The following is a 14,001-nucleotide window of genomic DNA, read 5'->3' as shown; positions in this document are numbered from 1 at the left end:
TGTGAGCGAGAAGCAGAAGTACGATACCAACTTAGCCATGGGTTTGGGTCTTATAGAAGAGACAAAAGTTCTTCTAAAAACCTGGAGTTACCCGATGGGTGCAGCAGACCTGTATAAAGAGGTCCTGCATTCCGGTGTTTTGTCGCGCATTTCGGCATATCGGCTAAGAAATATCGTCATCCGTTGCTTTGGCAATAGATACTTGGTCAACGCAGGTAAGCCGGCGCGCACGCTAAAGAAATTGCTGCCGAGTTTGACTTCGCCGGAGCTTGTACAGCTCTTCTTCATCTTTACATGTCGTGCAAATCCGATTTTGGCTGACTTCGTCAGGGACGTTTATTGGAGCAGCTACGAATCGGCGGCTCGGTTCATCACAAAGGACATGGCCGAGCGGTTCATTCGTCGCGCAATTGATGACAACAGGACTCCGTCCCGTTGGGCAGATGGGCAAGTCGAGCGCGTGGGCAGATATTTAACAGGATGCTGCTCGGATTTCGGTTTGCTTGGGCGACCCACACCAGCAGGAAGACCCCTGCTCCCGCATAGGATCGAGCCGAAGGTTATTGCCTATCTCGCCCATGACCTGCATTTCATGGGGGTCGGTGACAACGCATTGCTGGCGCATGAAGACTGGTTCCTGTTCGGCCTAGAGCGTGAAGACGTGCTGGAAGAAATAAAGCGGCTTTCGCTCAAGGGGCTTCTCATCATTCAGGCGGCTGGCGACGTGATTCGCGTCAGCTGGAAACAACAAGACATGGAGACGCTCTGCGATGTCCTCACTCAAAGCTGATTTCGACGAGTTGCGCGAGCGCATTCGGCACGGGCGGGAGCTCGGCCATGCGAGCTTCGAGCCGATCTATTACCTAGTCTTCCCGCCAGAGCAAATCCTTGAGGTAAAGCGACAGACGTCCGCCTGGCTGGCCAAGCTTCACCAGGAAGGCTGGGACGTTCACACATTCTCCATCGTCGAACAGATCTGGGCCCTGCTCAAGGACGATCCGTTCTGGTCGCTCTGCGTGATGGAAGACAAGGCAGCACCATTGGACTGGCCGCGTACCAACAAGGCGCTGGCCGACATCCTGACAACTGAGAATGGCTTGCTCAAGCGGCTTGAGGACGCTCTACAGCCGCTGGAGGGGCAGCAGAACGCGCTGCTGTTGGTAACCGACGTTGAGGCACTGCATCCGTTTATGCGGATCGGCGCCATCGAAAGCCAGCTCCAGGGCAAGTTTCACGCGCCGACGATTTTTCTGTACCCCGGCGTGCGAACCGGCAAGACACGCTTGAAGTTTCTCGGCTTCTACCCGGAAGACGGCAATTACCGCTCCGTCCACGTCGGCGGCTGAACAGACAAAAGAACCCTAAGACTATGACCATTCGCTCACTCTTCGATCCAAGCAAGGACATCTACCGGACCATCGAAAAGGTCATCACTTACGGCGCCTCGCAAGAGAGCCGCCTCAAGGCTGAGATCTCCGAATACGTGGTCACCGAGAGCATTGAGGAGCAGTTCCGCAAGCTCCTTGATCGCATGCAGCTCGCAATGGAGTCCGGCGGCGAAAATGAAGTGGGCGTCTGGGTTTCTGGCTTCTACGGTTCCGGTAAGAGTTCGTTCACCAAGTACCTCGGCCTGGCATTTGATGATCAGCGCACCATCGATGGGACGCCGTTCATTAACTACTTGCAAGACCGCCTTCACAAGCCGCAGACCAAAGCGCTCCTCAGCACTGTGGCAAAGCGCTTCCCGGCCGCGGTGGTCATGCTGGACCTTGCCAGTGAAATGCTCGCTGGCGCCACGATGGAAGACGTCTCCACTGTTCTCTATTTCAAGGTGCTGCAGTGGGCGGGCTACTCGCGCAACCTTAAGGTTGCCGCTTTCGAGCGCATGGTCGAAAAGGATAGCCGCACGCCCGAGCTGCATGAACGGATCGCGAAGGCGCTGCCGGGCGCAACCTGGGCGCGCGTGCAAAACAACCCGCTGGCAATTGACGGGCTGATCCCCAAAATCGCCCATGAGATGTACCCGGCGCTCTTCCCCGAGGCCAAGTCCTTCTCGTCCAGTACCGAGGGCTTCTTCCAGTTCGAAGACCAGCGTGTGCAGGAGATGATCGACATCGTCCGCGAAAAGAGCGGCAAGCAGAACATCATCTTCATCGTCGACGAAGTGGGGCAGTACGTTGCCTCGCGCGACAACCTGATCCTTAACCTTGATGGCCTGGCCAAGAACCTCAAGCGGCTGGGCGACGGAAAGGCCTGGATCATCTCCACCGCGCAGCAGACCCTGACCGAGGACGACCCTCGCGCAGCCCTGAACTCCGACAAGCTCTACAAGCTCAAGGATCGCTTCCCGATCCAAATTGACCTTGAGTCGAGCGACATCAAGGAAATCTGCTACCGCCGTCTGCTTGGTAAATCACCGGCTGGCGAAACTGAGCTCGGCAAGCTGTTTGACGCCCACGGCCAGGCACTGCGACACAACACCAAACTGCAAGACGCCAAGTATTACGACGCAGACTTCAGCAAAGAGAGTTTCACCAATCTCTACCCGTTCCTGCCGGCTCACTTCGACATCCTGCTGCACCTGCTGGGCGCCCTAGCCAAGTCCACCGGTGGCATCGGCCTGCGCTCTGCAATCAAGGTGATCCAAGACGTCCTGAAGGGTGAAGGCGGTTCCAAGGCAATGGCCGATCAGCCCGTGGGCTGGCTCGCCACCACCGTCACGCTGTACGACGAGCTGGAAAAGGATATCCGCCGCGCCTTCACGTCTATTCATCAAGCGGTTGGCAAGGTCCAGATTCGCTTCCCGGATTCGCAGCTCCATCAGGACATTGCGAAGTCCGTCGCCGTGCTGCAGATTCTGGGCAATCTGCCGGTGTCAGTGCAGAACGTCGCCAGCTTGATGCATCCCTCCGTCACGGCACCTTCGCATCTCGACACGGTCAAGAAGGCCGTCGAAGAAATGCTGGGCGACGTGCATGTGCCGCTGGGCGAAAAGGATGGCAGCCTGGTATTCCTCAGCGAGAAGCTGCGAGATATCGAACAGGAGCGCGGCGCCATTGCAATGCGCACTGTCGATGTGAAGCGCATCTTCAACGATGCGCTGCGCGAGTCCTTCGATCCGCTGCCCCGCGTCAGCCTTCACGGCACGATGGGCGTCGCAACGGGCCTGAAGGTCCAGGCCGGTAGCGCCATCACCAGCCTGGCTGGTGACAGCAACGCTATCCAAACGGTCGCTGAGCTGGTGCCCGCCAGCGACTACGAAGCTGCCAAGAACCGGATGCTGGACGACTCCCGCAGTCGCGCCGGTCGCAATGTCATTGGCCTCTTGGCCCGGGCCAACGCTGACCTTGACGACCTGGCGAATGAAATCTATCGCTGCCAGCGCATCGCGGAGCTGCACCGTAACGAGCCCGACCAAGAGGTCAAGGACTACTGCACCGGCCAGCTCGACCGCGCTGCCAAGCTCGCGACCCAACTGCAAAGCAAGATCAAACAAACCCTACAAGCCGGTTCGTTTGTCTTCCGGGGGCAGGCCACTGCCGTGTCGGCGCTGGATGCCGACCTGCTAGAAGCCGCTAAGAAGCTGCTTTCGGACGTGGCCGACCAGGTGTTCGACCGTTACGTCGAAGCGCCGGTACGCGCCGGAACCGATACCGCTGAAAAATTCCTGAAGGTTGCCAACCCCGCTGCCATCAGCAGTGCGCTGGACCCGCTCAGCCTCGTGCAAACCGTCGCGGGGCGCGCATCCTTCAAGACCGACCACAAAGCGATGATCAGCATCCGGGACTACATCGACAAGCGCGGCACTGTCGATGGCAAGCGGCTGCTCGACGATTTTTCAAACGATCCATTCGGTTGGTCACCCGACACGACGCGCTACATCGTGGCGGCCATGCTCATGGCCGGTGAAATCAAGCTGAAGGTCTCGGGGCGTGAAGTCACGGCCGCAGGCCAACAAGCCATTGATGCCCTGAAGACCAATAACTCGTTCAAGCAGATCGGCGTCACACTGCGCGACGAGCGTCCGTCTATCGAAACCCTCGGTCGGGCGGCGGAGCGACTCTCTGAACTGGTCGGTGACATGGTCATCCCGCTGGAGCAGGAGATCAGCAAGGCGGCGGCAAAGCACTTCCCACGCTTCCAGCACGATTATGGTTCCTTGGCCGAAAAGCTCAGTGGGCTTGGTCTGGCAGGCAGCGAGCGCATCCGCACCTTGAACCAGGACATTGCCGACGTCCTGTTCACCGATGCATCCGACGCGCCGCAGCGCCTGGGCGCCGAAACTTCGGCCATTTACGACAACCTCAAGTGGGCGCAGGAAGTGAAGCGCGTGCTCGACAACGGGCTCGACACCACGCTGCGAGACTTGCAGGCTCATCGCCGCGAAATCGAGGCGTTGCCGGACACCGGCGTGCCGGGTGAGCTGCGCCGCGAGGTAGCTGAGGACCTGGCGACCCTGTCGGAGCGCTTGGGCAAGGAGGACTTCTACAAGCACACGGCTGACTTCAACTCGCAACTCACCCATTTGAAGGGCCGGGTGCGCGACGCGGTCGTCACGCTGTCCGATCAGCAGAAGCTGCGTCTGAAAGAAGGCGTCGAGGAACTGCAGCGTATCCCCGAGTGGGAAGAACTCACTCAGGAGGAGCGCGGCAACGCCGTCAACCGGCTGGATGGCCTCGCCTTGGCAGCCACGCAGGATCTGGTGGGGCTCAAGAAGCTCCTAGCGCGCGACTATGACATCAACAGCACCCTCGAAGACCTGAAACGGTCGATTCAACGCCAGGGCCAGGAACGCCTGCGTCAGCGCATGGAGGAAGAACGCGCCAAGTCCGGCGAGAAAGGCCCCGCCAAGCTCTCCAAGTCGATTGCGGTGCCGACCAAGATGACGTCGGCTGCAGACATTGATGCGCTGATTCAGCAGCTGCACGAAATCAAGGCACAGCTTGGCCTCTACGCAGAGATCGAAGTGACCTTCTCTGTGGGCAATGGAGGCAATCAATAAATGGCTTTCGACCAAACAACAAGAAACCGCCTGCAGCGCTTCGTCAACGATGCGCGCCGCGTGCTGGAAGAAGAATTCACACGCCAGCTGCAGAACGATTACGGCATGGACCCGAACTCAGGCAGCGTGGCGGATCTGGGCAACCTGCGCCATATCAACGACGCCCAGCGCGAAACTGCACGCATCCTGCGCGACACCCTGGCCCACTACACCGCCAGTGGCGATATGAACGCCATGCAGGGTCTGGATCGCATCGTGCGCGAGCAGGCCTTCACCGTGCTCAACCGCCTGGCAGCCCTACGCATGGCGGAGGCTCGCGGCTTACTTGTCGAGTCGGCGGGCAACGGCTTCCAGGCCAAGGGCTTTCAGCTCTACGCTCGGCTGGCCGGCACCGGCCTCGGCGAAACCGGAGATGCCTACCGCGTGTACTTGTTCAGCGTGTTCGATGAGCTCGCCCAAGACCTGCCGGGCCTGTTCGACCGCTACTCACCGCAGGGCCGCCTGTTCCCGCGCGAAGCCGCGCTGCTGCAAGTGCTGAATCTGATAAACGATGCCGACATCGCCCCGCTGTGGAGCGAGGACGAGACCATCGGCTGGATCTATCAGTACTTCAACTCCAAAGAAGAGCGCAAGGCCATGCGCGATGCCTCGCAGGCGCCGCGTAACAGCCGCGAATTGGCAGTGCGCAACCAGTTCTTTACGCCGCGCTACGTGGTCGAGTTCTTGGTGGACAACACCTTGGGCCGCCTGTGGTTCAACGCCACTGGTGGGGCAACGGGCCTGCGCGAGCGCTGCCAGTACCTGTTGGTGAAACCCGATGGGGCGCAGACTCTTCACGCCGCGAAGCTGCGTGACGCGCGCACCCTCAAGCTGCTGGACCCGGCCTGCGGCTCCATGCACTTCGGCCTTTATGCCTTCGATCTTTTCGCCGAGATCTACCGGGAAGCCTGGGCCTGGGAGAAGGAACACGGCCCTGGCTCGCTGGACGTTTCCACCCAGCCCCAGGCTGCACTCAAGCCACTGAGCCAGACCTACGAAGATGAGGCTGCATTTCTGCGAGACGTGCCGCGCCTGATCATCGAACACAACATCTATGGCGTGGATATCGACCCACGTGCCGCGCAAATCGCCTCCCTGGCCCTATGGTTACGAGCGCAGCGTGCCTGGCACGACGCGGGAGTGAAGGCCAAAGACCGCCCGTTGATTGGGCGGGGCCATGTGGTTGCCGCCATTGCGCCCCCGGCAGAGCGTGAGTTGCGCCAGCAGTTCGTGGCCAACCTCGATCAGCGCGACGCCGAGCTGTTCGAGAAGACCCTGCAAATGCTCAAGGGTCTGCCGGAGCTGGGTGTGCTGCTCCAGGTCGAGCGCGAGTTGCCGCACTTGATTCGCCAGGTCTATGTGGGCAAAGGCACCGGCCTGTTTGCTGCGCAGGAGCAGGAGAACTGGCAGCAGGCGGAGGCACGTCTTCACACGGCACTCACTGAGTTCGCCCAGGCCACCAAGTCGACGTATCAGGGACGGCTGTTTGCGCAGGATGCCCTGCAGGGGCTGCGGCTCATCGATCTATGCCGTGAAGTGTTCGACGTGGTGGTGATGAATCCACCTTTTGGTGCCCTTACGAGCAACACCAAGGAGCAACTGTCAAAGGTCTACCCCCGTAGCAAGAATGACCTGGTAGCTATTTTTGTTGAGCGCGGGCTTGAACTACTCCGGCCAGGAGGTCGCATTGGCGCAATCACTTCACGTACATGTTTCTTTCTGACTAGCTACCAGAAGTGGCGAGAGGAGTTGGTATTAGGCGCAGCAAAACCAGAGGTGATGGCCGATCTGGGGCACGGGGTAATGGATGACGCGATGGTTGAGGCCGCAGCCTATGTTCTGGAGAAGGCAGCATGACGATATTCCTAGGCCTCCTTGAGGAGAAAGATAAGGCAGCTGCCTTACAAACATCTATTCGTGCATTTCGGTCGGCAGCACCGGACTCTCGGGTCTTCGCTGTCGAGCCCTCTGACTTTCAGGAAGTCCCCGGCGCTCCATTTGCGTACTGGGTGAGCGCAAACGTCAGGTCATCCTTCAAAGCAAATCCGGAGCTTGAGTCTGCAGGGCGCGACGTCCAGTCGGGGGCGTCTACGATGAATGACTTCCGGTTCTTGAGATTGTGGTGGGAGAACACTTCAAATGCTGCTGCTCGCGGCACCGAAGAAGGATCAAGCAGAGGAAAGTGGGTGACGATCTCGAAGGGAGGTTCTTTCGCGCGCTATTACATCGACTGGGAGCTACAGCTCAATTGGGAGGACGACGGTCGCGAAATCAAGGAGCATGTCGCAGCATATCGGGGTGGGAAGGGCTGGGGCTATCATTGGGCGGCTGCTCTAAACGGTTATACGCAATATTTCCGTCCGGGACTTACTTGGCCGCGACGTTCCCAAAAGGGTTTGAGTGTTCGCATCCTTCCCGGTCAGGCAATCTTTGGTGACAAGGGGCCGACGATATTTGCGCCCAATGACGATAACGAACAACTTTTGAAGTTGCTCGCGTTAACCAATTCGTCAGCGTTTTTCGAATTGGTTCGGCTTCAAATGGCCTTCGGCTCATACGAGGTTGGGGTTCTTGAAAGAACCCCCGTTGCTAGGGAGGCACTGCATCCCGATAGCGCGCTCTTGGAATTGGCACGACGGGCATGGTCCCTTACACGCACATTGGACACCGTTGAAGAGGGTTCCCACGCATTCCTATTGCCAGCCGCGTTGCGTGCCCGTCTAGGCGACTACAACCCGCCGGCGATTAAATGCGAGCTGACCGAAATTCAGTCGAAGATCGACGCGATTGCATTTGATCTATATGGATTCACCGAGGCGGACCGCAAGGCCGCATTGGGGCACAGCAGTGTTGATGAAGTTCCTGAGAACGATTCGGAGGAGGACGAAGGGGAAGACGTCAAGCCCGAGGCGTCAACTGTCGATGCACTACTCTCTTGGGCAATAGGGGTGGTATTTGGTCGCTTTGACTGGCGCCTTGCCACCGGCGAGCGCGCCGCACCCGCCGAGCCGGAACCCTTCGAGCCGCTGCCCGCCAAGAGCCCAGGCATGCTGCCTGACCGGGCAGCGCCCTTCCATGCGCACGAAGGCATACTGGTGGACGACCAAGGCCATCCCCACGACCTCGCGCGCCTGACTGAGGAGGTTCTTGCTCGCGTCGACGTGACCGTTCCGGATGATGTGCGCCGTTGGTTGCAGCGAGATTTTTTCGCCTTCCATCTGCAGCGCTACTCCAAGAGTCGCCGCAAAGCACCGATTTACTGGCCGCTGACCACTACGTCCGGCAGCTATACGCTTTGGGTCTATTACCCTAGCCTCACCAGCCAGACGCTATACACGGCGATCAACGACTTCGTCGAGCCCAAGCTCAAACAAGTCGGCGCTGACGTGACGGCGCTGCGCAATAAGGGATTGGCCCGCACGCGCGACGACGAAAAACAGTTCGAGGCCCTGCAGGCCTTCGAGCTGGAGCTGATCGAACTGCGCGACAACCTGCTCAAGCTCGCGCCTACCTACAAGCCCAACCACGACGACGGCGTACAGATCAGCGCCGCGCCGCTATGGCCGCTGTTCCGTCACAAGCCCTGGCAGAAGGTACTCAAGGACACCTGGACCAAGCTTGAAAAAGGTGACCATGACTGGGCGCACCTGGCCATGAACTACTGGCCGGAACGCGTGTGCGAGAAATGCAAGACCGACAAGTCGCTCGCTATCGCGCGTGGACTGGAGGATTTGTACGTTGAGCCGGAGGCTGCACCTAAGAAGCCACGCGGCAAGAAAAACGCGGGGAGCGACGAATGATCCAAGACGTAAAGGCGCTGCCGGTAATCCTGAGCCTGCGGGAGGACAAATGACGATTGCGGAATTTATTCGAGAGAGCGTACTAAGGCCGCGCCTGGAGCAGACGGGCTGCTTGGTGGTGTACGACGTTGACAAGCGCTACCGCGAGCAGTGCTTCGACCTTGCGGCCGACAAGGTGCGGGTCATCGATGCATCTGAAAGCAGTATTGAAAGCCGCGAGGCCGCGCTGCTGGCGCTGCGCGAGCTGGTGCAACCCAAGGCGCCGCTGGAAGGTGTGCTGATCTATGTGCCAGCCAATCGCCCCGAAACCGAAGAACAGAAACAGGCTGATCCGTTTGCACTGTACGCAGAATGCGGCGCGGTGTTTCCACAAGACGATGGCGACGAATACCTGAGCCTTTGCCTGCGCGCCAGGCCGGATCACGCGACCGAGATTCGGCAGGTATTTGGCGGGTCACCTGCGGGGCCTACCTTTGCGGTGATCGACGCGATCGGCGGTGGCGTGAGCTGGCCCCAGTTGCGAGCTACTCTGCGGGTGGAGTCTGGCCGCGAGATTCTGGCGGCCCTGCTGGCGCCGAGCGGCAGCCAAACCGAAGCGCTCAAGGGACAAGAAGGCTGGGTGCAGGAGGCGCGCGATTTCCTGCGCGCTACCTTGGGCCTGAACGTGAAGACGCGCGGCAAAACGTGGTCCGCCTTGGCGGATGAGCTGTGGCGCTATGTGCTCTTCAGCGAGTTCGTTTTTGATTTGCCGGGGGCGCTTCCGGAGACGCTGAAGGGGGTGCCACACGCACCGATGGAAGCCAGGCCTATCGTCGAGGATGTGTGCGACCGTTTGCGCACTGATCCTAAGACACGCGCGGCTTATATCGAGCGCGCGGAAGCCATCGAGGCAGAGCTCAACCTGACCGATTTGTGTGGGGCCATTGACGATTTGGGCGAGCGCGACACTTTCCCCTTCGAGGAGCGAACCTTCCTGCGCACGGCGATCAAGGGCATTGTCACCGGCGACACCGATGCCACACGCCGGGTGCTGACTCGCCACAAGAGCTCTGTCTGGCTAGGCAAAGGCGAAAGCCAAGCCCAGTGGGAGCTGGTGCGCTCTGGTTTGAGTCTGGTTGAGGCCTGCGAAGACTTCGAACGGCAGTTGCCAGACCGCGCCCGTTCCCAGGCTGAGCTGATCGATTTTTACCTGGGCAGCCTGCGCGAGGCTGACCGCTTGCAACGCGAATTTGAGCAAGCGGCAGGTGACTTTCTTGACCAGCACGGCCTGATGCATGAAGTGATCAGTCAGGCCCGGGCCCGTTATCGGCGCTTGGCGGAGAAGGTTCAGGGTGTGTTCGTGAAGCATGTCGAGACGACGGGGTGGCCGCCTAGCGGGCGCCTAGCCAATGCCGATGCTTTTGATCGCCTAGTGGCCGATCGCCTCAAGGAGCGCGGGCGCAAGGTGGCCTACCTGATGGTGGACGCTCTGCGCTATGAGCTGGGTGTGGCCCTCGAGAAACTGCTGGCGGAAGACGGGCCCGTCGAGCTGCAAGCGGCTTATGCGCAGCTGCCCACCATCACCCTGGTCGGTATGGCCAGCTTGCTGCCTGGCGCCCGCACGGGGCTGACCCTGGCGCTGGAGAACGAATCACTCGTTCCCAAGCTGGACGGGGCGGCGGTGAGCAATGTTGCGCAGCGAATGGGTGTCCTGAGCAAGAAGTATGGCGACCGCTTCGCGGAGATGCCGCTCAACGATTTCGTGCGCGGTAAACCCAAAATTGCCGAGACCGTCGACCTGCTGGTGTTGCGATCCACCGAGATTGATAGCCAACTGGAGAGCAACCCAGAGACGACGCTCGGGTTGATTCCGGGCACGCTCAAGCTGATTCGCGTCGCACTCCATAAGTTGCGTGGCATGGGCTTTAAGGAGGCGGTCATTGTCACCGACCATGGCTTTTTCCTCAATGCACAAGCGGAGGCCGGCGATGTGTGCGTGAAGCCGCAAGGAAAATGGCCGGTCAACGCGCACGACCGCATGATGCTGGGCGATGGTACGGCTGATGGGCACAGCCTGGTTGTAAGCGCAGAGAAGGTCGGTATTCGCGGGGATTTCACGCAAGTGGCGCTACCGCGCAGCATGGCGCCCTATCGCTCAGGGCACCTGTATTTTCACGGCGGAGCATCCCTGGCGGAGGCCGTTGTGCCCGTGCTGGTTGCTCGGCTGGATACCGCCGTCCAGGCGGATCTTCGCAAGGTGGTGGTCGAGCTGAGCTACAAGAACGGCGCCAAACGAATAACTACGCAATTGCCGGTCATCGAAGTGATACTGGTGGCCGACGACATGTTCTCCCAAGACACGAGCGTGGAAATTCTGCTGGAAGCTCAGGACATTAAAGGCAATGTGGTGGGTGAGCCGCGCCCGGGCGGAGATGTGAACCCTGCGACCAGAACTGTGACCCTGATGCCAGGCCAGCGCAAGCAAATCGCGCTGCGGATGGATGATGAGTTCAGAGGCAAGTTCGCGGTCAAGGCGCTGAACCCCACAACTCTGGCGGCCTACAGCAATCTGGCGCTTGAAACCGACTATACGGAATGAGCCCTATGGACGAACTCGACCAAAAATTAAACGCCACATTCGACGGCAAGGTTCTTCGTAAGGACCTGCTGCATCGGATTAAAAAGGGCACCAACGTCCCGACGTTCGTCCTGGAGTTTCTGCTCGCCAAGTATTGCGCCAGCAACGACCAGGCAGAGATGGATGCCGGCATGGAGGCCGTGCTGTCGTCGCTGCAAGAAAACTACGTGCGGCCAGACGAGGCCAATGCGGCGCAGTCCAAGGTGGCCACCAAGGGCAAGCATCGGTTCATCGACAAGGTTCACGTTCGCTACGTCGAAAAGGAGAAGCGCCACTGGGCATCGCTGGAAAACTTCAATTCGCAACGCATCGCGATTGGCGAGAAGTTTTACCGTGATAACGACAGGCTGCTGGAAGGAGGCATTTGGGCGGAAGTCACACTGGCGCACAACGACATTGATGAAGACGACTACGCGTTCTCGATCGAGGATCTGCGTCCCATTCAGCTGACACGCTTTGATTTCGAGCGCTATGCAGAGGGGCGCGCTGCGTTCACGCGTGATGAATGGCTCGCGGCGGTGTTGCGTTCCGTGGGGCTGGAGCCCAGCAAGCTCTCGAAGCGCGTGCAGATGCACTTCATCGCCAGATTGGCTGCGCTGGTTGAGCCCAACTACAACTACATCGAGCTGGGGCCACGCGGCACCGGCAAGTCCTATTTCTTCAGTGAGTTTTCGCCCTATGCCACCTTGATCTCGGGCGGCCAGGCAACCAAGGCAACGCTGTTCTACAACAACGCGCGTCGCAAGGTGGGGCTGGTTGGATTTTGGGACACGGTGGCCTTTGACGAAGTGGGCGGCATCAAGGTCAAAGATCCGGACACCATCCAGATCATGAAGGACTTCATGGCCAACGGGCGCTTTTCGCGTGGGGCCGAAGTCATCGCCGATGCCAGCCTGAGTTTTGTCGGCAACATCGACGTGTCGGTGCAGCAGGTGGTCAACTCCAACGAGCACGATCTGTTTCAGCCGTTGCCGCCAGAGCTAGACCTCGCTGTTATGGACCGTTTCGCAGCGTACATCCCAGGTTGGGAGATGCCCAAGAACAGCAGTGAGTTCCTGACTAGCAACTACGGGTTCATCACTGACTACCTAGCAGAAGCCTTCCACTATCAGTTCAAGCACACGAATCGGTATGAGGAAGTGAGCAAGCGTATTCGACTCGGCAAATCGATCGAGGGGCGCGACGAAAAAGGCATCAAGAAGACCGTTTGCGCATTCTTGAAGGTACTGCACCCCAACGGTCCGCCGACCGACGAAGAGTTCGAGGAGTACGTGGCTTATGCGACGGAGTGTCGCCGCCGCGTCAAGGAGCAGATGAACAAGCGCAAACCAGATGACGAGTTTGCGCGAATCAACTTGTCCTACTTCAAGGCCAGCGGGGAGGAAGTGGTGGTTTTTTGTCCTGAGTCGAAGGATGCGCCCGCAACGCAACAGCCGGCTCGTCGTCGTTTAAATCAGGCGGATGGCCAGCCTACTGAGGTGGCCGAAATGCAACCCGCTGCGCAGCCAGAACCTGCTGCACAGGCATCTCAATCGGCGCCTACACCGGCATCACCGGCCCAGGCGACTGTTGCGCCGTCTCCGGCGGAGCTCAAGGAACAGCACTTCACCATTCTCTATGGCGACACTGGCTACAGCTATGAGTCGATTATGGGCCCCTATCTGCGGGGTGCCAAATCCGTCGTGATCGAGGACCCGTACATTCGGCTGCAGCATCAGATTCAGAACTTTGTTCGATTCTGCGAGACGGTTCTGAAAGCTGGAACGGTGAAGAAGATCAACCTGATCACTGGCTACGACGACAAGACCCAGTTGGCCGACATCGCAGAAAAACTCGATGAGCTGAAGCAAAGCCTACTGGAGTTGGATGTCGAGCTAGAGGTGAAGCTCAACCCAAGCATGCACGACCGAGAGATTCGTATCGACAACGGGTGGGTGATTAAGATTGGCCGAGGACTGGATTTTTTCCAGAAGCCCGGAGGCTGGTTTGAGGTAGGGGCGAATGATCTTACCCTGCGTAAGTGCCTTGAGACAAAGGTGGATATCTTTCGGATATGAGGGGTGCGAAGGGTTGTTCTAGGTGGATCACGATCTCTGACGATACTCTGTTAGAGCCTGCTGGCAGAGTTGCCAGCGCCGCTGACAACGTCGCTTGGAAAACAATCAGCCCGGCCTGTACCGTGAGCCGCGTCTGAGCATCAAGCGGCAGGGCATTGACGATGGCCAGTGCCGCAGGAATCGACGTATTGATGAGCGACTGCACCGATGCGGTATCGACATTGGTGGCTTTCTGGCAGACGGTTGCACTGTCGGTCGCGAGCGCAGCTAGTGCCGACGCTTGCGATGCAAGCAACGCGTTGCCATTCGAGGCCAACGTCGCCAAACTGTTCAGTTCCGGCTGAGCCACGGAGCAGGCCTGTTTGACACGGGTCTGAAATGTGGTCGCCACGGTCGTGGTTGTCTGCTGTTGCGCCGTCGTGCAGGCAACGAATGCAATGGGCGTGGCAAGACTCGCCGCGAGAAGCAGCTTCTTCATGATGAACA

Annotated in this window: 8 protein-coding genes; 7 read left to right on the top strand and 1 reads right to left on the bottom strand. The window is 59.2% G+C overall.

Annotated features, from left to right (window positions below; translation table 11 throughout):
* The first annotated feature begins 1 nt into the window (after nt 1).
* From DIE06_RS09185 to brxL, 7 genes are all read left to right on the top strand, one after another.
* Complete coding sequence (locus DIE06_RS09185; RefSeq protein ID WP_124661148.1) at nt 2–790, top strand: BrxA family protein; 789 nt, start codon at nt 2–4, stop codon at nt 788–790.
* Nucleotides 771–1,346, top strand: a complete 576-nt coding sequence (locus DIE06_RS09180) for a BREX protein BrxB domain-containing protein (RefSeq protein WP_124661147.1) — start codon at nt 771–773, stop codon at nt 1,344–1,346. The genes DIE06_RS09185 and DIE06_RS09180 overlap by 20 nt, the downstream gene beginning before the upstream one ends.
* Nucleotides 1,347–1,369: 23 nt before the next feature.
* Nucleotides 1,370–5,002 carry a BREX system P-loop protein BrxC gene (gene brxC, locus DIE06_RS09175; protein WP_124661146.1) on the top strand — a complete coding sequence of 1,211 codons (3,633 nt, stop codon included), beginning with the start codon at nt 1,370–1,372 and terminating at the stop codon, nt 5,000–5,002.
* Complete coding sequence (locus DIE06_RS09170; RefSeq protein WP_124661145.1) at nt 5,003–6,898, top strand: Eco57I restriction-modification methylase domain-containing protein; 1,896 nt, start codon at nt 5,003–5,005, stop codon at nt 6,896–6,898.
* A 329-nt stretch (nt 6,899–7,227) separates the two neighbouring features.
* Nucleotides 7,228–8,841, top strand: coding sequence for a BREX-1 system adenine-specific DNA-methyltransferase PglX (locus tag DIE06_RS09165; RefSeq protein ID WP_260433571.1), 1,614 nt, complete (start codon nt 7,228–7,230; stop codon nt 8,839–8,841).
* 49 nt (nt 8,842–8,890) lie between these two features.
* The gene (locus tag DIE06_RS09160) at nt 8,891–11,419 is read left to right on the top strand and encodes a PglZ domain-containing protein (protein ID WP_124661143.1); all 2,529 of its coding nucleotides are present in this window, start codon (nt 8,891–8,893) and stop codon (nt 11,417–11,419) included.
* Nucleotides 11,420–11,424: 5 nt separating this feature from the next.
* Complete coding sequence (gene brxL, locus DIE06_RS09155; RefSeq protein ID WP_124661142.1) at nt 11,425–13,515, top strand: BREX system Lon protease-like protein BrxL; 2,091 nt, start codon at nt 11,425–11,427, stop codon at nt 13,513–13,515.
* On the opposite strand, the gene DIE06_RS09150 is transcribed toward brxL, so the two are convergent.
* Nucleotides 13,466–13,993, bottom strand: coding sequence for a hypothetical protein (locus DIE06_RS09150; protein WP_124661141.1), 528 nt, complete (start codon nt 13,991–13,993; stop codon nt 13,466–13,468). The two genes, brxL and DIE06_RS09150, sit on opposite strands and share 50 nt — an antisense overlap.
* Between the last annotated feature and the right edge of the window lie 8 nt (nt 13,994–14,001).

Source organism: Burkholderia sp. Bp8998 (genome assembly GCF_003854235.1).
Lineage (GTDB): Bacteria > Pseudomonadota > Gammaproteobacteria > Burkholderiales > Burkholderiaceae > Burkholderia.
The sequence above is the reverse complement of the archived record's forward strand: the minus strand, read 5'-3'. Positions and strand labels throughout refer to the sequence as shown.